Source organism: Gottfriedia luciferensis, assembly GCF_002156865.1.
Taxonomy (GTDB): Bacteria; Bacillota; Bacilli; order Bacillales; family Bacillaceae_G; genus Gottfriedia; species Gottfriedia luciferensis.
On the sequence record NZ_NCTA01000044.1, the window covers coordinates 1 to 24,012 of the forward strand.

Below are 24,012 nucleotides of genomic sequence, written 5' to 3' on the forward strand. Positions count from 1 at the left end.
CTGCCGGGGTGGTGGAATGGCAGACACACAGGACTTAAAATCCTGCGGGGGTTGACCCCGTGCCGGTTCGAGTCCGGCCCTCGGTATCATTAAACCTCTTACTTTTGTAAGAGGTTTTTAATTTCAGGTTTGAATGGACAATTTGTCTATCATATATTATAATAATTTTATATCTTTTTGGCGGTGTGGTGGAATGGCAGACACGCCTGACTCAAAATCAGGTATCTTCACGGATGTGCAGGTTCAAGTCCTGTCACCGCTATATTAAAAGCAGGATAAAGGAAAGGGTTTTGCAGAGATGCAATGCCCTTTTATTTTTTGTATTTAAGAAGAGAAATTAAAAGAGCAAGGAGAGCAGGGAGAGCAGGAAAGTAAAAAAGAAGAAAAAAAGTGACCTTTTTTCTCATAATCAATTTTTAATATGTTTGATACTTTCTAATATTTATTTGATATTCTAGTTAGAATGAAAAATAAGTTGATGAGGTGTGATATGAGAGGTATTAATGATTTTAGGGAGTTAAAAGTTGCTAAGAGAATTAGAATGCTTTGTAATCAAATTTATAAACTTACTATTATGTTTCCGCAGAATGAGAAATATGAACTCGGAAATCAAATGAGACGAGCTATGGATTCGGTTTATTTAAACTTAGCCGAGGGAAATGGTCAATTATATAGTAAAAAGAAGTACAATTTTTGAGTGTTGCTATTGGAAGCATTTCCGAGGTTAAAGCCGGCCTTGATCTAAGTAAAGATAGAAATTATATTACATACGAAATGCACCAAATACTTGATGACGAATTATCCCAAATTAAAAAAATACTCTTTTCTATGTACAAAAGGTTAAAATCACAAAGTTTATAATCAAACTAACTCTTAAATGAGTTCTTTACCTAAAGCCTGCCTTTCCTGTACTTCCTGCCCTTCCTTATCCCTGTTCCTAATCTTTCGACAAAATGTGATTTTATTCTTGATTTAGTGACATTTGTATGGTAAATTTAATTACAAGTTCATTAAAAAACTACTATATACCTATTACATAGTAGTTAAGCAGCACTTATAAATTTGATAACAACGCAGTGTATTGATTCATTAGAAGAACGATACATTGCGTTTTTTTATGTTATTCAATAGTACTTATGTCATAATGAGATAAAGCTTCCTTATTCTGACCAGAATAGTAGCTATTAAATGTAAATAAAAAGCAGCTAGGTGATTCTGATGCATATTAAAGAATTTCAAAAAAAATTAATTTCATATAGTAAAGAAATAGGAATAGATAAAATTGGTTTTACGACTGCTGATCCATTTTTAACATTAAAAAATCGTTTATATAAACAACAGGAGTTAAACTATCAGTCAGGTTTTGAAACAAAGGATATTGAAAGAAGAGCAGATGCAAGAAAAATTATGACGGAAGCACATTCGATTATTGCGATTGCATTAGCTTATCCTTCCAAGATGAAGAATCCTCCTAAAAGTAAAAAAGGATCTACAAGAGGTATATTTTGTAGGGCTTCTTGGGGCGAGGATTACCATGTTGTTGTTAAAAAGAAGTTATTGCAACTTGAGTCATTTATATTATTACATTATCCTAATGTAAAAGTTCAATCGATGGTAGATACAGGAGAACTTGTTGATAGAGCTGTGGCTGAAAGAGCAGGAATAGGTTGGAGTGCAAAAAATTGTTCGATTATTACGCCTGAATTTGGTTCTTATGTGTATTTGGGTGAGATGATTACTTCTTTACCTTTTGAGCCGGATTCACCTATAGAAGATCAATGTGGTGAATGTACAAAATGCTTAGATGTCTGTCCAACTAGCGCAATTGTTTCACCAGGACAGCTAAACGCAAAAAATTGTATAGCTTTTCTAACTCAATCAAAAGAAATGATACCTGTAGAGTTTCGAAAAGAGATTGGAAATCGTGTTTATGGGTGTGATACGTGTCAAACAGTATGCCCTAAGAATAAAGGAATTAATTTTACACATCATGCAGAAATGGAGCCAGATCCTGAAACTGTTAAACCATTACTACGTTCAGTGTTAAAGGTTAGTAATAGAGAGTTTAAAAGTCAGTTTGGACAAATGTCAGGTTCTTGGAGAGGGAAGAATCCAATTCAAAGAAATGCGATTATTGCTTTAGCTCACTTTAAAGATGAAACAGCTTTAGACGATTTAAAGGAATTAGCTAAAAAAGATGCTAGACCAGTCATAAGGGGTACAGCTATTTGGGCAATATATGAGATTGAAGGTCAAAATGGGATATCATTTATCGAAAGTTGTTTACAAACAGAGCAAGATGAAATTGTTATAAACGAAATCAATGCAGTTCTTACAAGTATTCATTAATGGGTGGTATAATCTCCTATTTTTCAACATCGTATAGAGTATGAACTAATGTTGAAATGGGGGATTATTTTGTTTAATCGTGATCTTTTAGAACGTTATTTAAAAGAACGATTGCAGCTTTATTTTGGCGAAGGAAAACGAAATCATCTTATTCAAGAAAATGAATATCAAGCTATTCAACGTAAAGTTGAGTTATATCATAAACGAAATATAAAATTAGTAAAAACATATGGCAATATGGAAGTAAACAATATTTGGAGTGAAAAAGACGTTACTTACATTAATTATACTTTGCATACGCGCTATTTTTTAAAGCAAACAGATTTATATTTTGAAGAAGCTCAAGAAGAGAGACAAATGGCAATTGAGAAGGAAGAAATTAGATATGATATTTCGATTCCGATTCCAAAGGACATAATCAACTTTGAGATTGAAGAAGATGAAAACAGTGGAAGCGAATTATCGGTAGAACGAAATAATGTATATAATCGGTTTAATGCTGTTAAATATGCTGAGACATGGTGGGATGGCCATAATAGGGAATATCCGCTCTACGCAAATGATTGTACTAATTTTATCTCTCAATGTTTGAGGGCTGGTGGAGTTAAGATGAATGGTATGCCAAAACCAGGAACAGGCTGGTGGTATAAGAATTATTCAGCGAGTAGCTATAGCTGGAGAGTTGCGCATGCACTAAGAAGGTATTTACCTGGATCAAAAACCGGAATAAAAGCAGAAGAAGTACCAAATCAAAAACAATTATCATTAGGTGATATAATTTTATATGATTTTGAAGGTGACGGTGTTTGGAATCATTGTACAATCGTTGTTGCTAAGGATGAAAATGGAGAACCACTAGTGAATGCGCATACTGTAAATAGTCGAAAAAGATATTGGTCATACTATGACTCATCTGCCTTCACGGATAATATTAACTATAAGTTTTTTCATATCATTGATGGCTTAACGAACTCTCCTATCGAATAATACCTTATTAATAATGAATTTGGTATAATATTAAGCATTGAAAGAATATAGAGGTGAAAGAGATGGGAATACACGTTGTATTATATCAACCACAAATTCCAGCAAATACAGGAAATATAGCACGTACATGTGCAGGTACAGATACAAGCTTGCATTTAATTCGTCCATTAGGATTTTCAACTGACGATAAAATGTTAAAAAGAGCCGGATTGGATTATTGGGAACATGTAGATATCCATTATCATGATTCGTTAGATGATTTATTTTCAACATATAAAGAAGGTAAATTTTATTTCATTACAAAATTTGGAGAAAAAACATATTCAAACTTTGACTATTCCAATACGGAAGAAGATATTTTCTTTGTGTTTGGTAGAGAAACAACAGGACTTCCAAAAGAGTTAATTGAAAAAAATATGGAAAACTGTTTAAGAATTCCAATGACGGATCATATCAGATCATTAAATTTATCAAATACTGCAGCTATATTAATTTACGAAGCTTTACGTCAACAAGATTTTCGTGACTTGTTAAAGGTAAAGGATTATTCAAAATAAGTTAAGAGCAGGAACAGGAAGGGCAGGATTAGAAAGGAAAAGATTAGTTCTTTCTGCTTTCCCTGCACTCTCTTATTTTTTCCTACTCTTAAAATAAAAAGATGCTTCTAATAACGGCGAATTTAAACTTATGAGCCGATTTAGAAGCATCTTCCATATTATTATCTGTTTTTCAGTCCAGGTTTGTCATTATAGCCAGCTGTGAAAATTGCGACTAAAAATGATGCTGTAACTAATAAAATTAAGGCTAATCTCATCAGTATGTATCCTCCCAATTTGAAAAATTCCCAATACCCTAAACTTATTATACAAAAAAAACTTAGAAATATGAAAGTAAATTTATGTGAATTAAGTATGGATTAAAAAATATTTTCCCGCTTAAAGATATAGCATGAGTACGGACATCCTCGCATATCCTTTAATAATCTCTCTTACAGATGAGAAGAAGGAGGTACTTGTCCATGGATATTTTAAAGAAACTTGAGCAGCATCGTGATATGGAACAACGATTGAAATGGGAAGGCACTTTTGCTGAGTATCTTGAAATATTAAAAGAGGAGCCATGGGTTGCACAAACTGCACATTCCAGAATTTATAATATGATTAAAAACGCAGGTATTGAAGAAGTGAATGGTAAAAAAACCTATAGCTTCTTTAATAACAACCTATATGGCTTAGAAGAAGCACTCGAGAGACTCGTAGAAGAATATTTCCATCCTGCTGCCAAGAGATTAGATGTTAAAAAGCGTATTTTATTATTAATGGGTCCTGTAAGTGGTGGTAAATCAACACTCGTTACGATGTTAAAGAGAGGTTTAGAATCTTACACTAGGACTGATCAAGGTTCAATCTATGCAATAAAAGGTTGCCCAATGCATGAGGATCCATTGCACTTAATTCCAAACCATTTAAGAGATGATTTTTTCAAGGAATATGGAGTTCGAATTGAAGGGAATCTTTCACCACTAAACCTAATGAGACTTGAACAAGAGTATGGTGGTAGGATTGAAGATGTCATCGTGGAGCGTATTTTCTTATCTGAAGATCGTCGCGTTGGTATTGGAACATTTAGTCCATCAGATCCGAAATCCCAAGATATTGCAGATTTAACAGGGAGTATCGATTTCTCAACAATTGCTCAATTTGGCTCGGAATCAGATCCTCGAGCTTATCGATTTGATGGGGAGCTGAATAAGGCTAACCGTGGAATGATGGAATTCCAAGAGATGTTAAAATGTGATGAAAAGTTTTTATGGCACTTATTATCCCTGACGCAAGAAGGAAACTTTAAGGCAGGGCGTTTTGCATTGATTTCTGCGGATGAATTAATTATTGCACATACGAATGAAACAGAGTACAGATCGTTTATTAATAATAAGAAAAATGAAGCATTGCATTCACGTATCATTGTAATGCCAATTCCTTACAACTTGAGGGTTAGTGAAGAAGAGAGAATTTATCAAAAAATGATTTCTGAAAGTGATGTTTCAAATGTTCATATTGCACCACATACTTTACGGGTAGCAGCGATGTTTACAATTCTAACTCGTTTAAAAGAGCCAAAACGAGGAGATATTGATCTTGTTAAGAAGATGCGTCTTTATGATGGTGAAATGGTAGAAGGCTATAACACTGTTGATTTAGAAGAATTGAAAAAGGAATATTTAGATGAAGGTATGCATGGTATCGATCCACGATACGTCATAAATCGTATTTCATCTACTATTATTCGAAAAGAAATTCCGTCTATTAATGCTCTAGATGTTTTACGGTCATTAAAAGATGGGTTAGATCAACATCCTTCAATTTCGAATGAAGACCGCGAACGATATATGAATTTTATCTCAATTGCTAGAAAAGAATACGATGATATTGCGAAAAAAGAAGTTCAAAAAGCATTTGTTTACTCATATGAAGAGTCAGCTAAAACACTCATGGATAACTATCTTGATAATGTAGAAGCTTATTGCAATAAGAATAAATTACGCGATCCTTTAACTGGAGAAGAAATGAATCCAGATGAGAAACTTATGCGTTCAATTGAGGAACAAATTGGTATTTCTGAAAATGCTAAGAAAGCGTTCCGTGAAGAAATTTTAATTAGAATATCGGCATATGCACGTAAAGGAAAACGTTTTGATTATAATTCGCATGAGAGATTGAAAGAAGCTATCCAAAAGAAACTTTTTTCAGATTTGAAGGATGTAGTAAAAATTACAACATCCACAAAAACTCCGGATGAACGCCAGTTAAAGAAAATTAATGATGTTGTGAGTCGACTAATTGATGAGTATGGATATAACTCAACATCAGCAAATGAATTATTACGTTATGTAGGCTCATTACTAAACCGTTAAATTGTTTAAGCGGCTATCGATTAGATAGCCGTTTTCTTTTGCATATGTTTCAGTTTATCCTATAATGATAATAATGAATTTCGAAGGGAGTTTTTTATATGAAAAGAATTCAAGTGGCGGAAAATCTTGAGTTTTCTCAAATCATCCACGGATTATGGCGTTTAGCAGAATGGGAAATGACTTCTGAACAGTTAGTAATTTTTATAGAAGAGTGTATTGAGCTTGGGATTACAACATTTGATCATGCAGATATTTATGGTGGTTACACTTGTGAAGAAATATTCGGAAGAGCTTTAGCACTTAAACCAGAGCTTCGAGAAAAAATCCAACTCGTTACAAAATGCGGCATCAAGTTAAAATCATCTAAGTTTCCTGAACTAAAGATGAACCATTATGACACTAGCAAAGAACATATTCTAATGAGTGTTAATCAGTCATTAGCAAATCTTCAAACAGATTATATCGATTTACTTTTAATACATAGACCGAATCCTTTTATGAATCCGAAAGAAGTAGCTGAGGCATTTAACACGCTTTATTCTGAAGGTAAAGTTCGTCATTTTGGTGTATCTAACTTCTTACCTTCTCAATTTAATGCGTTACAAGCTTATCTTGATATGCCACTTGTAACAAATCAAATTGAGGTTTCACCAATGCAATTAGAGCATTTTGAAAAAGGAACGATTGACTTATTACTTGAAAAAGATATTGCTCCTATGATTTGGTCACCACTAGCGGGAGGACAAATTTTCACTAGTCAATCTGAAGCAGCGGTTCGAGTCCGTACCATGCTTGAAGAGATCTCTTCTGAAATCGGAGCAAATTCAATTGATGAAGTAATGTATGCATGGTTACTAGCACATCCAGCTAAAATGATGCCAATAGTAGGTTCAGGTAAAATTGAACGTGTCAAAACAGCTGTTGAATCTACTAAATTAAGTATGACAGCTGAACAATGGTTACGAATCTACGTAGCTGGAATGGGTCACAATTTACCTTAAATGTAAAAATAAGTGGAAAACTTTTTATTAGTTATCCACTTATTTTTTTTATATAAATATATTTATTTTATAGACTTGTCCTATTTTCTGAAAAAATGGGTGCAAAAATTAGAAGAAAGATTGTCAATAATTGTGTCCTCTTGCATATGATAGAGTAATCCATAAAAAAGGGTAGAAAATCACCTACCGAATTAGTTTATGCATTTGAGCATTACTGTGTGACGATTTTTTTAGTTTTAAAATAAATACAATTAGGTTAAGGGAGGGAAAGAAAATGAGTAATGAAAACATAGAACAAAAACATAATTTTACCATTTCACAGGAAGACTGGACCCTCCATCGTAAAGGACACGACGACCAACAGCGCCATCAAGAGAAAGTGCAAGAGGCGATTAAAAAGAATTTAGCAGATTTGATAACAGAAGAAAGCATAATCATGTCAAACGGGCGCGATGTAGTAAAAATTCCAATTCGGTCACTAGATGAGTATAAGATAAGATACAACTATGATAAAAACAAACACGTTGGTCAGGGTACTGGAGACAGTAAAGTTGGCGATGTAGTGGCAAGAGATGGTTCACAGGGAGGTCAGCCTCAAAAAGGTGCTGGCAAAGGGCAAGGTGCAGGTAAAGAATCAGGTGAAGATTATTATGAGGCAGAGGTTTCACTAATGGAATTAGAGGAAGCTCTATTTAGTCAGTTAGAATTACCTGATCTAAAAAGAAAAGAACAAGATTTAAATACAGTTGAAAATATTGAATTTAATGATATCCGAAAAACTGGATTAATGGGTAATATTGATAAGAAACGAACTATGATGTCTGCCTTCAAACGCAATGCGATGAGTGGAACTCCATCATTTTATCCGATTTCTCCAGAGGACTTAAAATTCCGTACATGGAATGAAATACGAAAACCTGAATCTAAGGCCGTTGTTCTTGCAATGATGGATACGAGCGGAAGTATGGGCTTATGGGAAAAATATATGGCACGTAGCTTCTTCTTTTGGATGACGAGATTTTTAAGAACAAAGTATGAATCTGTAGACATTGAGTTTATTGCGCATCATACAGAAGCAAAAGTTGTTACAGAGGAAGAGTTTTTTACAAAAGGGGAAAGTGGAGGAACGATCTGTTCTTCTGCATATCGAAAAGCTTTAGAAGTAATAGAATATAAATATTCGCCTGAAAGATATAATATTTATCCTTTCCACTTCTCTGACGGTGATAATTTAACATCTGATAATGCACGTTGTGTAAAATTAGTTCAAGAATTAATGAAAGTAAGTAATATGTTTGGATATGGAGAGGTTAACCAATACAACCGTCATTCAACACTAATGTCTGCGTATAAAAATATCAATGACGAGAAATTTCGCTATTATATACTAAAACAAAAGTCAGATGTGTTTCATTCGATGAAGAGCTTTTTCAAGCAAGAGCATGAGAAGGCAGCGAAATAAAGAGCTTTTAAGTATTAGTTGGCTGGCGAAATTAATAGAAAGGAAAAAACCAGAAAACCTTTTAAAAGGTTTTTCTGGTTTTTTGTCGTAAAAAGTTAGATTTTAAACAATACTATTTTAGGAAGTTTGTTCCAAAAATTAGATTAAGTACTTTATTAAAGATTTAAATAATGAGTTAATAGAATGCCATTCAACACAGATCTAAAGCAAAAATATTTCATCAATTCTTATTATGAACAAAATTAATCGCAACAAAGAAATTAGTTTCGTATTATAAGATTATTAAATTTATTGAATTTGATGAAAATGTGAGGTAAGATTGTTTGGTCTGGAAAGAAAACAGAAAAATAGGGATATTATTAATACGAATAATGGGGAAATAGTTATCTAAATTGTCGAATTATTTTGGGAATTTTATACAAATTATTAATCGGAGTTGTTGTTTATTATGTCATCAAGAGTACCTTCTACTTTTATTGTCATTCTAGGTTTTATGTTATTTGCATTGTTTTTCGGAGCGGGAAATCTAATTTTCCCACCTATTCTTGGACAATTAGCCGGAAAGAATGTATGGATAGCCAATGCAGGTTTTTTAGTTACTGGAGTTGGATTACCATTATTAGGTGTCACGGCATTTGTTTTTTCAGGTGAAAAAAATTTACAATCTTTAGCTAGACGTGTACATCCGTTGTTTGGAATTGTATTTACTACCGTTCTCTATCTAGCAATTGGTCCTTTTTTCGCTATCCCTAGATCAGGGAATGTATCATTTGAAATTGGCGTTAAACCTTTTTTATCAAATGGTGCAAGTCCTGTTCCATTAATCATATTTTCAATCTTATTTTTTACAGTTGCATGCTTGTTATCACTTAATCCAACAAAGATTATTGATGTAGTTGGAAGATTTCTGACTCCTATTAAATTAACTTTTATTGGGTTGCTAGTCATTGTAGCGATTGTTCATCCAATTGGAAAACTTCAAGCGCCTTTTAAAGGGTACACATCTCATGTGTTTTTTAAAGGTTTTCAAGAAGGTTACTTAACGATGGATGCTCTTGTTGCTTTTGTTTTTGGAATTATTATTGTAAATGCAATTAAAGAAAAAGGGGTTACTACTAAGAAACAGCTAATGATTGTTTGTGGAAAATCAACAGCTATAGCTGCTACTCTTTTAGCGATTATCTATTCTGCCCTTTCCTTTATGGGGGCTTCTAGTGTTGAAAAGCTTGGTCGATTAGATAATGGCGCTGAAGTATTGGCTAAAGTTTCAGACTATTATTTTGGTTCTTATGGTGGCATCTTATTAGGTTTAATGATTACAGTTGCATGTTTGACGACGAGTGTAGGATTAATCACTGCTTGTTCTTCTTTTTTTCATGAAATGTTTCCAGCCATTTCTTATAAAAAAATTGCGATCATTATGACCGTGTTTAGTACCCTTATAGCAAATATAGGATTAACACAACTAATTAAAGTATCAATTCCTGTATTAATGACACTGTATCCAATTGCTATCTCTTTAATTTTCTTAACATTCTTACACTATAAATTTAAGGGTAGGTCAGAAGTGTATCAAGGCAGTTTAATCTTAACGTTTATAGTAAGTTTATTTGATGGTTTAAATGCGGCTGGAATAAGCATTGAAGGTATTCATAATTTTTTCACTAAGTTCCTCCCTATGTATAGTTTAGGGTTAGGATGGATCGTTCCCTCTATTATAGGTGGTATATGTGGTTATTATGTTAGTGTTTTACGGAAGAAAGATGAGTCTAGTCCAATTCGAAAAGTAAGTTAGATAATTAATAGCCAATAATCATAGGAAAATAAACAAGTTTTTTAACTGTAAGATACGATGCAGATCATGATTTTGGGGATCAATTTGTAAGAGAGAGAAAAAAGGAATACTTGTTTCATCGTTTCAAGACAAAATAGAGATTTTAGTATCTTATCTTTGGGGAGGAAATAGCATGGCACAAAAGGAATTGAAGAGAGGATTGGAATCCCGTCATATACAGATGATTGCTCTGGGCGGTACGATTGGTGTAGGTTTATTCATGGGTTCAACGAGTACGATTCATTGGACAGGCCCATCAGTAATGCTTGCTTATGCAATCTCGGGTATTTTTATCTTCTTTATTATGCGTGCAATGGGAGAAATGTTGTACTTAGAGCCAAGTACAGGTTCATTTGCTACATTTGGACATAAATATATACATCCTTTAGCAGGATATATGACTGCATGGAGTAACTGGTTCCAATGGGTTATTGTTGGAATGTCAGAAATTATAGCAGTTGGAGCATACATGAAGTACTGGTTTCCAGACCTACCTGCTTGGATACCAGGTATGATTGCAATTGCAATTCTTGGAGCTGCAAATTTAATTTCGGTTAAATCATTTGGTGAGTTTGAATTTTGGTTTGCGATGATCAAAATCGTTACAATTTTATTAATGATTATTGCTGGGTTTGGTCTTATTTTCTTCGGTTTAGGAAACGGAGGACATGCGATTGGATTATCGAACCTATGGAAACACGGTGGCTTTTTTACAAATGGCTGGTCAGGTTTCTTCTTTGCTCTTTCACTAGTTGTTGGAGCTTACCAAGGTGTTGAATTAATTGGTATTACTGCTGGAGAAGCAGAAAATCCGAAAAAAACATTAAGAGATGCGATTCAAAGTACGATTTGGCGTATTTTAATTTTCTATATTGGTGCGATTTTTGTAATTGTGACGGTTTATCCATGGAATGAATTAAATTCAATCGGTAGCCCATTTGTTGTAACTTTTGCCAAAGTAGGGATTACTGCTGCGGCTGGTATTATTAACTTTGTAGTAATTACTGCTGCACTGTCTGGCTGTAACAGCGGTATTTACAGTGCAGGACGTATGCTTTATACATTAGGAGTAAACGGACAAGCACCAAAATATTTTGCTAAAATCTCAAATAACGGAGTGCCTTTATTTGGTACGATTGGTGTGCTTATTGGTTTAATAGTTGGTGTTATTTTAAATTTTATTGCACCAAAAAACTTATTCGTATATGTATACAGTGCAAGTGTTCTTCCAGGGATGATTCCTTGGTTTGTCATTCTAATTAGTCACATTCGATTCAGAAAAGCAAAAGGAGCAGAAATTGACAATCATCCATTTAAAATGCCTTTTGCACCTGTTACCAACTATTTAACGTTAGCTTATTTAGTATTGGTACTAGTCGGTATGTGGTTTAATAAAGACACACGTATCTCACTTATTGTAGGGATAATTTTCTTGGCTATTGTTACGATTAGTTTTTATGCTTTCGGTATTGGAAAACGTGAACTAGTAGAGGGTCAAACAGATAATGAAGTATCTAACAAACAAATAAACTAATTGATAAATTAATTACAATGAATAGAGGATGATCATTAATCGATCATCCTCTATTTTACTTTATGGAATTTCTTACTAGAGCTACTTTATTTAGAAGTATTTATAGTTGCTGATTAAGGTTTAAAATCTAAGCCAATTATCATTTAGGTGGTTTTTTGTTGAATAAAGTTCATCTTCAAAATTCTATTTCCTCAGTATTATGAATAAAGTTAAACAGATACAGTTTTCCAAGTTAAAGTGCTGTCTTTGGTTATAGAAGTCCACTTGCGTTTTTTTAAATCATTACTTTACAACCTATCTACTCGGTGATACAATGTAGAGGTACTAAGTGATACTGAATATCTGTAACACTAAATAGTTCATTATTTTTAAATTTATTTTTAAAAACTTTGCACATATCCGCTACTTAGTAATACAATATACTAATACTAAGTAAAACAGAATATCAGTAATACTAGATAGCTGAAAAGAAAATTAGTTTATGAAATCTTAAAGCTATTCAGTTTTTTTTACCAAGTACTAAGTGATACTGAATATCTGTATTACTAATTAGCTTGAAAGGTGGTTAATATTAAAATAGTTCATTATTACCCCTCCGCTACTTATTGTTACAGTTTACCTTTACTAATCGATCGAAAATAATTTAACAGATAGTTAATGAGGTGCTTGCTATGGAAAATTTAACAGAAATGCTCAAAGGTTCATTAGAAGGTTGTGTATTGGAAATCATTAGTCGTGGTGATACTTATGGCTATGAAATTACCCGCCTGCTTAATGAACTGGGATTTACAGAGGTTGTCGAAGGTACAGTCTATACGATATTGGTAAGGCTGGAAAAGAAAAAATGGGTAAATCTTGAGAAAAAACGTTCTGAAATGGGACCGCCACGTAAGTTTTATTCATTGAATGAAGCTGGGCATGAGGAATTACAGCAATTTTGGAAAAGATGGAATTTTGTTTCATCAAAAATAAATTCACTAAAGGGGGAGAAATAATATGAAGAAATTTATAGAGCTAATTATTGGCGACTTAGAAAGTAAAAGGGAATACAAAGCATTTATGAAAAAAGTAAATGCTCTACCAAAAGATTACGCGTTTGTGTTCAAAAAGATTCAAAAGTACATGTGGAATTTCGGATATGGTTTTGGTGAAGAAATCATTAATTTGTATGAATTGTTTGAAGCAAGTTCAGCAGAAGGCAGGAAGGTGCTTGATGTTACCGGAGAAGACGTGGCGGCATTTGCCGACGAACTGATGGCTCTCTCAAAACTAGATGGTGAATCAGGAAGTTTATTGGGAGGGCAAGTAGAGTTGAAAAAAGAAATTGAGAGTAGAGTTGAACAGCAAGTAAAAATATGGACGAATAAAAAATAATGTAGGAGGTTAAATACCATGGTAAATTTCATCAAAAAGATACTAAACGACAAAAAAGAATACAAAGAAATGATGGCGCGTGTGGAAGCTTTGCCAGGCGACTACCCAGAGGCTTACAAAAAAATCTGCAACTATATGTGGAGTTTCGCCTCTGGCAGTGGCATGGATATGTTGAGAATCCAGTACGATCTCATTGATTTATTTGAATCAGGTGCAGCTGATGGCAAAGATGTATTGGAAGTAACAGGTGAAGACTTGACTGCATTCGCTAATGGACTTACCGACCAAGCGAAAAGATGGGATGATAAGTTACGCAATAACTTAAACAAAAGTATTCTAGATCGTTTAGGTAAGAAAAAATAATCCTTAACAGAACAGCTTATTTAAAAACAGGTCGTTCAGTAATATTTTGAACAAGTAAATCGTATCAATTTGCCAGTCTAAATAAAGAAGCCTAGTTGCAGGCGCTACTATGTCACTACACGCGCCTTCAGCTTTCTATACGGGAGGGAAATAATTATGAGCAATACAGCAATTAAAGTGAAAGGGCTTGAGAAGTCCTACAAGAATGTCCCAGTATTAAAAGGTGTGGAATTTGAAGTGAAAAAAGGTAGTGTATTCGCTTTATTAGGCTCAAATGGTGCAGGTAAAACTACCATTATTAAAATATTAACTACGTTACTGAAAGCAGAAAAGGGTGAAATTGAAGTATGTGGTACTAACCTTCAAACAAACCCACAACAAGTACGTGAGAAAATCAGCCTAACCGGACAAAACGTAGCGGTTGATGATATCTTGACTGGGCGGGAAAATCTCGACCTAGTAGCTAAACTTCGCCACTTGCCGGATCGGAAAAAAGCTGTGGAAGAAAGCCTACGACGCTTTGATTTATTAGAAGCTGGTGATCGAGCTCTTGCTACTTATTCAGGGGGGATGAAACGACGCTTGGATTTAGCAATGACAGTACTTGGGTCACCGGAGCTTGTTTTTCTAGATGAGCCTTCTGTCGGACTTGATCCGGAAGCACGGTTGGCTCTGTGGGAAGTAATTCGTGATATGGTGAAAGCTGGTATTACCGTTTTTCTTACGACTCAATATTTAGAAGAAGCTGAACAACTAGCTGATTCCATTGCCATTTTACACGAAGGGAAAATTCTCGTACATGGCACAATGGACGAACTAAAAGCAATTTTACCACCTAAAAAAGTGGAATACGTCGAAAAACAGCCGACACTTGAGGAAATTTTCCTCGCTGTTACTACAAAGAAGGGGGAAAAGTCATGAGCGGAAAACATTTAATCAGTGATACTTTTACCATGAGCAACCGGGTGATGAAACATTCACTCCGAAGTATTGACACAATTATCACAACGATTCTTATGCCGATTATGCTTATGCTTGCTTTTGTCTATATTTTTGGTAGTGCCATGACAATGGATAAAGTTGCTTATGTGAATTTTATCGTTCCAGGAGTATTGCTTATGTGTATTGGAATGGGGATTTCTTATACAGCAGTTCGAGTAAATACAGACATGACTAGAGGAATATTTGACCGATTCCATTCCATGCCAATCGCCAAATCATCGATATTGGGAGGGCATGTTATCTCAACATTGATATTAAACTTATTATCAGTTGCTGCGGTGATTCTCATTTCATTTATCATGGGATTCCGTCCTCACGCTGACTTTGCGGAATGGCTTCTAGCAGTAGGTATGATTCTGCTTACAGTTTTTTCTTTCACTTGGATTGCAGTAGCATGCGGGCTTATGTCAAAATCGTATGAAGGAGCGAGCGTGTTCTCTTATCTGCTTATGGGCTTAATGTTTGTAAGTTCAGCCTTTGTTCCAACAAATAACATGGGTAGTAAACTTCAAGCTTTTGCCGAAAATCAGCCAATGACACCAATTGCTGAAAGTGTGCGTTCACTTTTAGCTGGCCAGCCGGATGATCGTATGATTGTAACGGCAGTGTTATGGTTAGTGGGAATTGGGATTTTGTTTTATGTAATTTCGATAAAAGTGTATAAAAAGAGAATGAAATAATGACTGCGGTACAGATTGGGTATTTCTTCCAATCTGTACTTTTTCACATTAAGTAAATAGAAATTAGCATCGGTATAGAAAACTCTAGTATTCTTTAATCGTTATATTTATTTAAAGAGTCAAATAATTTACTTATATTTCGATCCATTACAAACACTTCAATCCTTTCTCCAGTGTTTGTACTAGTATCACTATGACTTGATAAAACTTTACAACCAGTATGTTTTTCAATAATTTCCTCATATTCTCCACTATACATTTCTCTAAGCACTTGACGCATTTTTTTTACAAGACTTTTTCCTGTACTGTGAGTAACTAAATGCTTTTCTTCCGTCGTTAATACGCCTTTAAATCTTAAAATAATCATATCTTCAACTATATAAGTTTTTGCTTCTTGGGGACCTCTTCCAATTAATTCTCTTTGGAACTTAATAAAGGCTTCACTTAATTCTATTTCAAGCTTTTTTTTTGATGTGTTCATTACAATCTCTCCCATATGTTTATAACAAAAAAATAGCCACAAGAAGAGAACTCTTCTCGTGGCTATTTATTTCAAATTGTAAGTCTATTGAAATAGTAATAACACGATTAAGCTTTACTCTCTTCAAACGCTTGCGAAGTTAGCTGTCGGATTCGGACTTGAAAAGTTGCCCTACCTAAATGGATTCACCCCAAGTGCAGTGCACAAATTGGTTCCCCCGCTCGTAATTACGATTTAGCGATTATAGCAAATTTATTTTATTGATATGTTAAATAATACAAGGATTAATAAAAATGTAAAGGGGGAAATTTTAAAAAATTTTAACAAAAAATATCTTTACATGTAAAAAACATAGCCGTATAATCAAAACAGCAAAATAAATATCGGCTTAATTACGAATCAATCGTAAACGGAGGAACCAATTTTTTGGGGTTAATTCTACATGAATGTAGAAGGGATGAGAGACTCTTTCGCCATCCTACCCGACAGCTAACTTCGTAGGCTAAAGCGAAGGAGGTCAGTAGACCGCCTAATTTGAGCGGGTTTTTTATTGTCTTTTGATAATAATTTACCTGAGCAAATAAATGAGTAGGTCTTTTTATTTTGCGAAAATTTAAATAACTAATAAATGAAAATTAGAAAAGATCAGGGAGACAGAACACAAAGAGAGCATCAAGCTAGCTGGGTGTTAGGTAGACCAATGAATACTTTTCTTCAGTCATGAATTAACAAACTCTTATTTAGGATAGGCATAAAATGAAGTTTATGTTTATTTCCTATTAAGCAAAGGTTAATTGATTAGAAGATTAGTATTCATTGGTCTTTTTTAATTCTCTATAAAAATTTTTGGAAGGAGAATTGGAATGATAAATGATTTTACAATGGTAGCTTTACTATTTATTGTTTTTGCAATCTTTTGGGGTTTCACACTATTTTGTGAAAAAGCGTAAGGGGGAGTTATAAATGCTTATACCAGCAATTATCGGAATCGTTCTAATTCTATACTTAGTTTTTGTATTAATTAAACCAGAGAAATTTTAGTAATTAGTTTAAACATGTGGGAGGAGTTATGAAATGTCCATGGGAATTTTACAGGTAGTTATTACGTTACTACTGATTGTTTTATTAGTTAAGCCAGTTGGTAGCTACCTTGTTAAAGTATATGATTATGAAAAAACCGGATTAGATCGCATCTTTAGACCATTCGAAAGAATGATTTATCGATTAATTGGTATACGGGAAGAAGAGAAGATGGGTTGGAAAAAGTATGTGCTTGCGATGTTACTATTTAATTTCGTTATGCTGATAATCCTATATGCAATTTTTAGGCTCCAAAAATATTTACCGTTTAATCCAGAACATATTGCTAATATGCCATCAGCTTTAGCGTTCAATACAGCAATATCATTTATAACAAATACAAATTGGCAAGCTTATAGTGGTGAAAATGCACTTTCTTATTTTTCTCAAATGATGGCGATAACTTTCCCAATGTTTACTTCGGCTGCAACCGGCTTTGCCGTAGCAATTGCTTTTATAAGAGGATTAGTAGGACGTCAAGATAATTTAGGAAACTTTTACGTTGATTTAGTTCGCTCAATCACGCGTGTATTTTTACCTTTATCATTTATTGTAGCGTTATTCTTAGTATTCCAAGGGGTACCTCAAACTCTTCATGGTTCAGTTAGTGTAACAACTATTGAAGGAGTTAAGCAAGTTATAACTAGAGGACCAGTAGCAGCGTTAGAATCAATTAAACATATAGGGACAAATGGTGGTGGATATTTTGGAACAAATGCTGCACATCCATTTGAAAATCCGACTCCACTATCTAATTTAGTTCACATTTTATGTATGATGCTTTTACCAACTTCTCTAGTCTATGCTTTCGGTATTATGGTAAAAAACAAAAAACAAGGTTGGTCTGTGTTTGCTGCAATGGGGTTCATTTTTATCACTCTTTTAACTGTGGTATTTGTAGCCGAGTATAATGGAACACCAGCTTTACATGCATTAGGATTAAACGGAAATATGGAAGGAAAGGAAGTAAGATTTGGTTTATCAGAGTCTTCTTTATTTGCAGCTGTTACAACTGCAGCAACTACAGGATCTGTTAATGCAATGCATGACTCATTTACACCAATTGGCGGGTTAGTACCATTACTTCAGATGATGTTAAACAATGTTTTCGGTGGTAAAGGTGTAGGTTTATTAAACGGGCTACTGTACGTAATCTTAACAGTCTTTATTTGTGGATTAATGGTCGGAAGAACCCCTGAATTCTTAGGTAAGAAAATTGAAGGGAAAGAAATTAAATTAGCGTCGATTGCAATATTAATTCATCCGTTAATTATTCTAGTACCAACTGCAATTGCTCTAGCGTTTAAAGGACCTGTTTCTTCAATATTAAATCCTGGATTTCATGGTTTATCAGAAGTCATTTATGCGATGACATCAGGTGCAGCAAATAACGGTTCAGCATTTGGTGGATTAACTGCAAATACGGATTTTTATAATATTGTAATTGGGTTAGTTATGTTATTAGGCAGATATATTTCAATTATATCAATGCTAGCAATCGCTGGGTCATTTTCTACTAAGAAGATTGTTGCTACAACTTCTGGAACATTCCGAACGGATACAGCGTTATTTACAGCCATTTTAATTGCGATTATTTTAGTTGTTTGTGCATTAACGTTTTTCCCTGCACTTGCACTAGGGCCAATCGCGGAACATTTAGGAATGTTTTAATCGTATGGAGCGGTAATAGCTAAGGAGGAGAATGATCTTATGGCAATCGAAAATAAGCCAATTTCAAAAGAAATAAAAACCCAAGCTGTAATAGATTCGTTTAAAAAATTAAATCCAATGGTAATGATAAAAAATCCAGTTATGTTTGTTGTTGAGATCGGTACTTTTATTACACTAATCCTTTCAATAAAACCAGATATATTTGGTATTAGCACTGTCGGAAGAACATACAATATCGCTGTATTTTTGATCTTGCTGTTTACAGTATTATTTGCAAACTTTGCAGAGGCGCTTGCTGAAGGTAGAGGAAAAGCACAAGCAGATACATTGCGAAAAACGAAATCAGAGACTACTGCAAAATTAAGACAAAAAGATGGTTCATATACAGAAGTAGCATCAACTACACTACGTAAAGGTGATATCGTACGCGTAGATACAGGAGAAATAATTCCTTCAGATGGTGAAATAGTTGAAGGTTTAGCATCAATTGATGAATCAGCGATCACTGGTGAATCTGCGCCAGTAATTAAAGAAGCAGGTGGAGACTTTTCATCTGTAACAGGTGGAACAAGAGTAGTTTCAGATTATATTATTGTTAAAATTTTAACAGATCCGGGTGAATCATTTATTGATCGAATGATTTCATTAGTTGAAGGAGCGTCGCGTCAAAAAACACCAAATGAAATTGCGTTAACAACACTTTTAGCTGTATTAACATTAGTATTTTTAATCGTTATAATGACACTTGTTCCGATTGCAAATTACTTAAATGTTTCAATTGATGTGGCAACTTTAATTGCTTTATTAGTTTGTTTAATCCCGACAACAATTGGTGGACTACTTTCTGCAATTGGTATTGCTGGGATGAATCGTGTAACTCAATTTAATGTATTGGCAATGTCTGGTAAAGCAGTAGAAGCTGCTGGAGATATTGATACGATGATATTAGATAAAACAGGTACGATTACATTTGGGAATCGTATGGCAAGTGAGTTTATTCCAGTTAATAAAGTTTCTGAAAAAGAAATAACACTAGCTTCCTTAAAATCATCAGTGAAGGATGAAACACCAGAAGGACGGTCAGTAGTAGAGTTAGCTCATAAAAAAGGCTTTAGTTGGAACGAAATTGAGTACAAAGATGCTGAAATCATCGAATTTACTGCTGAAACTAGAATGTCAGGTTTAAATTTAAAGGATGGCACTGAAATTCGAAAAGGTGCAGTAGATGCGGTTAAAAAATATGTAATTGCTAAAGGTGGAAACATTCCAAGTGAGCTTGAAGAGAAGTCAAATATTGTAGCAAAAGCAGGGGGAACGCCACTTGCTGTAGCTATTAATGATAAAATTTACGGTATTATCTATTTGAAAGATACAGTTAAACCTGGATTAAAAGAAAGATTTGATGAATTAAGAGCTATGGGCATTAAAACGGTTATGTGTACAGGAGATAATCCTTTAACAGCGGCTACAATTGCAAGGGAAGCTGGAGTCGATGAATTCATAGCCGAAGCAAAACCTGAGGATAAAATTGCAGCAATTAAGAAAGAGCAAAATGATGGTAAGCTTGTTGCGATGACAGGCGATGGAACAAATGATGCTCCAGCATTAGCTCAGGCAGATGTAGGTTTAGCAATGAACTCTGGAACAATGGCTGCAAAAGAAGCTGCAAATATGATTGATCTAGATTCAGATCCTACGAAATTGCTTTCCGTTATTGCAATCGGTAAGCAATTGTTGATTACAAGAGGTTCGTTAACGACATTTTCAATTGCAAATGATATAGCAAAATACTTTGCGATAATTCCAGCTTTATTTATTATGGCAATACCGCAATTAGAATATCTTAACATAATGGGATTGAATTCACCTAAATCTGCAATCCTTTCAGCATTAATATTTAACGCAATTATTATTCCTCTCCTCATTCCAGTTGCAATGAAGGGTGCGAAATATAAACCAATGGGTGCGAATAAACTCTTATCAAGAAACTTATTTATTTATGGTTTTGGCGGAGTAGTTGCTCCATTCATCGGAATAAAAATAATTGATATGATTGTATCCACATTGCATTTTGTGTAATACATGAGAATGGAGGATTTAATTTGAAATCACTAATAGTTGCGATTAGAGCATCAATCGTCTTGTTATTAATCTGTGGATTAGCATATCCACTTGCAACAACAGGTGTTGCGCAAGTTATTTTTCCGAAACAAGCAGAAGGCAGTTTAGTTAAAACGAACGGAAAAGTAATTGGGTCTGAATTAATAGCGCAGGAATTTAAAGGCCCTGACTGGTTCCATTCTAGAGCTTCTGCAGCTAATTATGACCCAACTGCATCTACTGCAACTAATGCGGCAGTTGCTTCAAAAGAATATGTTAATGCGACAAAAGATAAAATAAATGAATTAAGAAAAGAAAATAATGGACTTGGAAAAGAGATTCCAGCTGATCTAGTTACAACATCTGGTTCAGGATTTGACCCAGATTTATCACCTGAAGCTGTCAAAGCACAAGTACCTCGTATTGCAAAGGCAACGGGTATTTCAGAAGATAAATTAGTCTCGCTAATAAATAACCATACGAAAAGTCGCCAATTAGGAATATTTGGTGAGCCACGTGTGAATATACTAGAATTAAACTTAGATTTACAGAAATTAAGATAAAAGGGGAGAGGGATTCTCTCCTTTTTCCTTATGTAGAAAGAAAGGAGGAAAAAAATTGAGTGATAACCAGTTTCGTCGAAAAACACCTGAAGAATTACTTCATTCAATCCAAAAAATTAAAAAGGGTAGACTTAAGATTATCATTGGTACAGTGAGCGGTTCTGGAAAAACGTATCATATGCTACAAGAAGGAAATGTTTTAAAAGAACGTGGTATTGATGTTGTAATTGGATTGATTAGTGAAACAAACAGACAAAAGACAATTGAACAAATTGGCTGTTTGGAGAAAATGCCTTCTATAAGATGGGAAGAAAATGGAATAGAAAAACAAGATCTTGATATTGACTCCATTATGAATCGAAATCCAGAAGTAGTTTTAGTTGATGAATTAGCACATCAAAATCGTCCAGGTGCTATGTTTCCTACTCGTTTAGATGATATAAATTATTTAATTTCAAAAAATATAAGCGTTATTACGACAATGAATATATACGAAATAAAAGAAGTTCATGAGGAAGCGGATAAGTTAACAGGGAATAAAGTAAAAGTAGATGTATTTTTGCCGGAAGAAACGTTGGCAATAGCTGATGATTTAAAGTTACTTGATGTAACACCTGAAGTTATTTTAAAAAGATCACGTGAAGACGATTTCTATAATGAAGAAGATAATGTGAACCGATATCTGTTCTATCATCGAAGTAATCTTGCTGTCCTACGTGAACTTGCTTTACGTTTCTTAGCTGGTGAAGTGAACGATGCCCTTGATGAATATCGTGAAAAACATGGTATGGTAGGTCCATCAGGAGCTTCGGAAAAGATTTTAGTTACCGTACAATATCATTGGAATGGATCAATTTTAGTCCGAAGGGGACAACAAATTTCCAAAAGATTAGGTGGCGATTTACATGTAGTCTGTTTTCGGCCACCTAATAAAAAATTTTCGAATGACGAATTAACTTTTAAGCGCTCAATTATAAAACTTGTTGAAAAAGTCGGTGGGAATTTTGAAGAGTTACCATTGAATAACGATTCAATTGCAAGTGAAATTGTGGATTATTCTATTAAAAGTAATATAACGAGCATCGTATTAGGACAATCAAAACGAACGCGTTGGGAAGAAATTGTTTCTGGATCTATCGTTAACAAAATTTTAAGAAAAACGAAAAATATAGATGTATTTATCGTTGCTGATCGTGCAGAAAAAGATGGAGAAAGAGTAATACCAACAATGCAAGTAAATAAGGAGGAATTAAATCCTTATCGTCGTTTAAGCGCTCAAGAACTTGCGCAAGAAATACATAAAATTAAACGTGGTACTTTAAAAGTATATATTGGTGCAGCTCCTGGAGTTGGAAAAACGTATACGATGTTAAGGGAAGCAAATGAGCTGAAGAAAACAGGGATTGATATTGTTATTGGATTACTAGAAACGCATGGACGAAAAGAAACAATTGAAAGAGTAGGGGAGTTAGAAATCGTTCCTCGGATAAAAATAGCATATAAAGGTACGACACTGGAAGAAATGGATACTGAGTCTATAATAAAAAGGAATCCAGAGGTTGTTTTAATTGATGAGCTGGCACATACAAATGTCCCAGGAAGTAAGTTTTATAAAAGATATGAGGATGTAGAAGAAATTCTAAATGCAGGTATTTCAGTCATTTCTACTATGAATATACAACATTTAGAAAGCTTAAATGATAGTGTTGAACAAATTACAGGTGTTAAAGTAAGAGAAACTGTTCCAGATCATTTTCTTAGAGATGCTAATGAAATAGAATTGATCGATATTTCTCCAAAAGCATTAAGAGAAAGAATGAGAGAAGGAAGAATTTACGCACCTATTAAAATCGAACAATCTTTAAGTAATTTCTTTAAAACTGGTAATTTGATAGCTTTGAGAGAACTAGCCTTAAGGGAAGTAGCAGATGATGTAGATGAACGACTTGAGGCATGGGAAAGAGATTTAACATTACGTGGACCTTGGAGGCAGGAAGAAGTCATTTTTGTTTGCGTAAATCTAAAATCAAATAGCGAGAGGTTAGTTCGGAGAGGGTTCCGGATCGCTTATCGATTAAAAGCGACTTTATATGTAGCCTATGTAAAACATCAGAATAACTTATCAGAAGAAGAAAGCCAGTCTTTAAAAAAAATTAAAGAAATGACTGAACGTCTTGGCGGTACATTTGAATTGTATGAGGCACCCGATCGACGCCTTATCTTTATTGAGTTAGTTAAAAAGATTAGTGAAAAAAAGACTACGCATGTCATTATGGGGCAGTCTGCTCGTACTCGATGGGAAGAAATTAAAACTGGTTCAATTGTTCAAAAATTTTTAAGAGAGTTACGTCACCTAGATGTTTTAGTTGTAGCTGACCAACCTAATAAACAAGTATAAATTGATTAATTGGTAGATTAATTTATTGTAAACTACGTAGGAGCTGAATCATCAGCTCTCAGACTGCCCGCCAAACGCTCGCTTTCTTCGTTGCTTCGCCTGTCTACGGTGCTCATTACCGTTTGGGGTAAATCCGCTCCTCGCCAGGCTTCGCGCCTCGAAAGACAAGCGTTTTCAATCAGTCTGATAATCAGATAAATAGGACTTTGTCTACACACT

At 34.3% G+C, this 24,012-nt stretch carries 19 protein-coding genes, 2 tRNA genes, 1 pseudogene and 2 riboswitches; of the genes and pseudogenes, 21 read left to right on the plus strand and 1 reads right to left on the minus strand.

What is annotated here, in order from left to right; genetic code table 11:
• Positions 1–2: 2 nt before the first annotated feature.
• The 16 genes and pseudogenes from B7R67_RS18905 (at position 3) to B7R67_RS18985 (ending at position 15,500) form a co-directional block, all read left to right on the plus strand.
• A tRNA-Leu gene (locus B7R67_RS18905) sits at positions 3–86 on the plus strand.
• A gap of 93 nt (positions 87–179) precedes the next feature.
• Positions 180–262, plus strand: a tRNA-Leu gene (locus B7R67_RS18910).
• A 228-nt stretch (positions 263–490) separates the two neighbouring features.
• A pseudogene (locus tag B7R67_RS22860) lies at positions 491–861 on the plus strand (four helix bundle protein).
• 357 nt (positions 862–1,218) lie between these two features.
• Complete coding sequence (queG, locus tag B7R67_RS18925; protein WP_088072551.1) at positions 1,219–2,349, plus strand: tRNA epoxyqueuosine(34) reductase QueG; 1,131 nt, start codon at positions 1,219–1,221, stop codon at positions 2,347–2,349.
• A 69-nt stretch (positions 2,350–2,418) separates the two neighbouring features.
• Complete coding sequence (locus B7R67_RS18930; protein ID WP_235822215.1) at positions 2,419–3,336, plus strand: amidase domain-containing protein; 918 nt, start codon at positions 2,419–2,421, stop codon at positions 3,334–3,336.
• A 62-nt stretch (positions 3,337–3,398) separates the two neighbouring features.
• Positions 3,399–3,893 (plus strand): tRNA (uridine(34)/cytosine(34)/5-carboxymethylaminomethyluridine(34)-2'-O)-methyltransferase TrmL, encoded by a 495-nt coding sequence (gene trmL, locus B7R67_RS18935; protein ID WP_088072552.1) that lies wholly within the window; start codon positions 3,399–3,401, stop codon positions 3,891–3,893.
• Positions 3,894–4,354: 461 nt separating this feature from the next.
• Positions 4,355–6,250, plus strand: coding sequence for a PrkA family serine protein kinase (locus tag B7R67_RS18940; RefSeq protein ID WP_088072553.1), 1,896 nt, complete (start codon positions 4,355–4,357; stop codon positions 6,248–6,250).
• A 98-nt stretch (positions 6,251–6,348) separates the two neighbouring features.
• Complete coding sequence (locus tag B7R67_RS18945) at positions 6,349–7,251, plus strand: aldo/keto reductase (RefSeq protein ID WP_088072554.1); 903 nt, start codon at positions 6,349–6,351, stop codon at positions 7,249–7,251.
• A gap of 274 nt (positions 7,252–7,525) precedes the next feature.
• Positions 7,526–8,713 carry a sporulation protein YhbH gene (yhbH, locus tag B7R67_RS18950; RefSeq protein WP_088072555.1) on the plus strand — a complete coding sequence of 396 codons (1,188 nt, stop codon included), beginning with the start codon at positions 7,526–7,528 and terminating at the stop codon, positions 8,711–8,713.
• Positions 8,714–9,161: 448 nt separating this feature from the next.
• Positions 9,162–10,508, plus strand: a complete 1,347-nt coding sequence (brnQ, locus tag B7R67_RS18955; protein WP_088072556.1) for a branched-chain amino acid transport system II carrier protein — start codon at positions 9,162–9,164, stop codon at positions 10,506–10,508.
• Between the two features lie 172 nt (positions 10,509–10,680).
• A complete protein-coding gene (locus tag B7R67_RS18960) occupies positions 10,681–12,081 on the plus strand; it encodes an amino acid permease (protein ID WP_088072557.1) in 1,401 nt (466 codons plus the stop codon).
• Between the two features lie 671 nt (positions 12,082–12,752).
• Positions 12,753–13,076, plus strand: coding sequence for a PadR family transcriptional regulator (locus B7R67_RS18965; RefSeq protein WP_088072558.1), 324 nt, complete (start codon positions 12,753–12,755; stop codon positions 13,074–13,076).
• 1 nt (position 13,077) lies between these two features.
• Positions 13,078–13,455, plus strand: coding sequence for a DUF1048 domain-containing protein (locus B7R67_RS18970; protein ID WP_088072559.1), 378 nt, complete (start codon positions 13,078–13,080; stop codon positions 13,453–13,455).
• Positions 13,456–13,473: 18 nt separating this feature from the next.
• Entirely contained in the window at positions 13,474–13,818 is a 345-nt protein-coding gene (locus B7R67_RS18975) for a DUF1048 domain-containing protein (RefSeq protein WP_088072560.1), read from the plus strand.
• Between the two features lie 156 nt (positions 13,819–13,974).
• Positions 13,975–14,739 carry an ABC transporter ATP-binding protein gene (locus B7R67_RS18980; RefSeq protein ID WP_088072561.1) on the plus strand — a complete coding sequence of 255 codons (765 nt, stop codon included), beginning with the start codon at positions 13,975–13,977 and terminating at the stop codon, positions 14,737–14,739.
• On the plus strand, positions 14,736–15,500 hold the full coding sequence (locus B7R67_RS18985; RefSeq protein ID WP_088072562.1) for an ABC transporter permease: 765 nt from the start codon (positions 14,736–14,738) through the stop codon (positions 15,498–15,500). The genes B7R67_RS18980 and B7R67_RS18985 overlap by 4 nt, the downstream gene beginning before the upstream one ends.
• 94 nt (positions 15,501–15,594) lie before the next feature.
• Here the strand turns inward: B7R67_RS18985 and B7R67_RS18990 are convergent, their stop codons facing one another.
• Positions 15,595–15,981 carry a DUF2294 domain-containing protein gene (locus B7R67_RS18990; protein WP_088072563.1) on the minus strand — a complete coding sequence of 129 codons (387 nt, stop codon included), beginning with the start codon at positions 15,979–15,981 and terminating at the stop codon, positions 15,595–15,597.
• A gap of 112 nt (positions 15,982–16,093) precedes the next feature.
• Positions 16,094–16,231, minus strand: a riboswitch (cyclic di-AMP (ydaO/yuaA leader).
• Positions 16,232–16,356: 125 nt separating this feature from the next.
• Positions 16,357–16,500, plus strand: a riboswitch (cyclic di-AMP (ydaO/yuaA leader).
• A 444-nt stretch (positions 16,501–16,944) separates the two neighbouring features.
• On the opposite strand from B7R67_RS18990, the gene B7R67_RS22865 reads away from it, so the two are divergent.
• From B7R67_RS22865 to B7R67_RS22785, 5 genes are read left to right on the plus strand one after another with little or no spacing between them, the layout of a single operon-like run.
• Positions 16,945–17,022: a potassium-transporting ATPase subunit F gene (locus B7R67_RS22865; protein WP_088012318.1), complete on the plus strand. Its 78-nt coding sequence runs from the start codon at positions 16,945–16,947 to the stop codon at positions 17,020–17,022.
• A 39-nt stretch (positions 17,023–17,061) separates the two neighbouring features.
• Positions 17,062–18,732: a potassium-transporting ATPase subunit KdpA gene (gene kdpA, locus B7R67_RS19000; protein ID WP_088072568.1), complete on the plus strand. Its 1,671-nt coding sequence runs from the start codon at positions 17,062–17,064 to the stop codon at positions 18,730–18,732.
• Between the two features lie 39 nt (positions 18,733–18,771).
• Positions 18,772–20,811, plus strand: a complete 2,040-nt coding sequence (gene kdpB / locus B7R67_RS19005; RefSeq protein WP_088072564.1) for a potassium-transporting ATPase subunit KdpB — start codon at positions 18,772–18,774, stop codon at positions 20,809–20,811.
• A 23-nt stretch (positions 20,812–20,834) separates the two neighbouring features.
• Complete coding sequence (gene kdpC / locus B7R67_RS19010; protein WP_088072565.1) at positions 20,835–21,395, plus strand: potassium-transporting ATPase subunit KdpC; 561 nt, start codon at positions 20,835–20,837, stop codon at positions 21,393–21,395.
• Between the two features lie 55 nt (positions 21,396–21,450).
• Complete coding sequence (locus B7R67_RS22785) at positions 21,451–23,793, plus strand: histidine kinase (RefSeq protein WP_088072566.1); 2,343 nt, start codon at positions 21,451–21,453, stop codon at positions 23,791–23,793.
• Positions 23,794–24,012 lie beyond the last annotated feature (219 nt).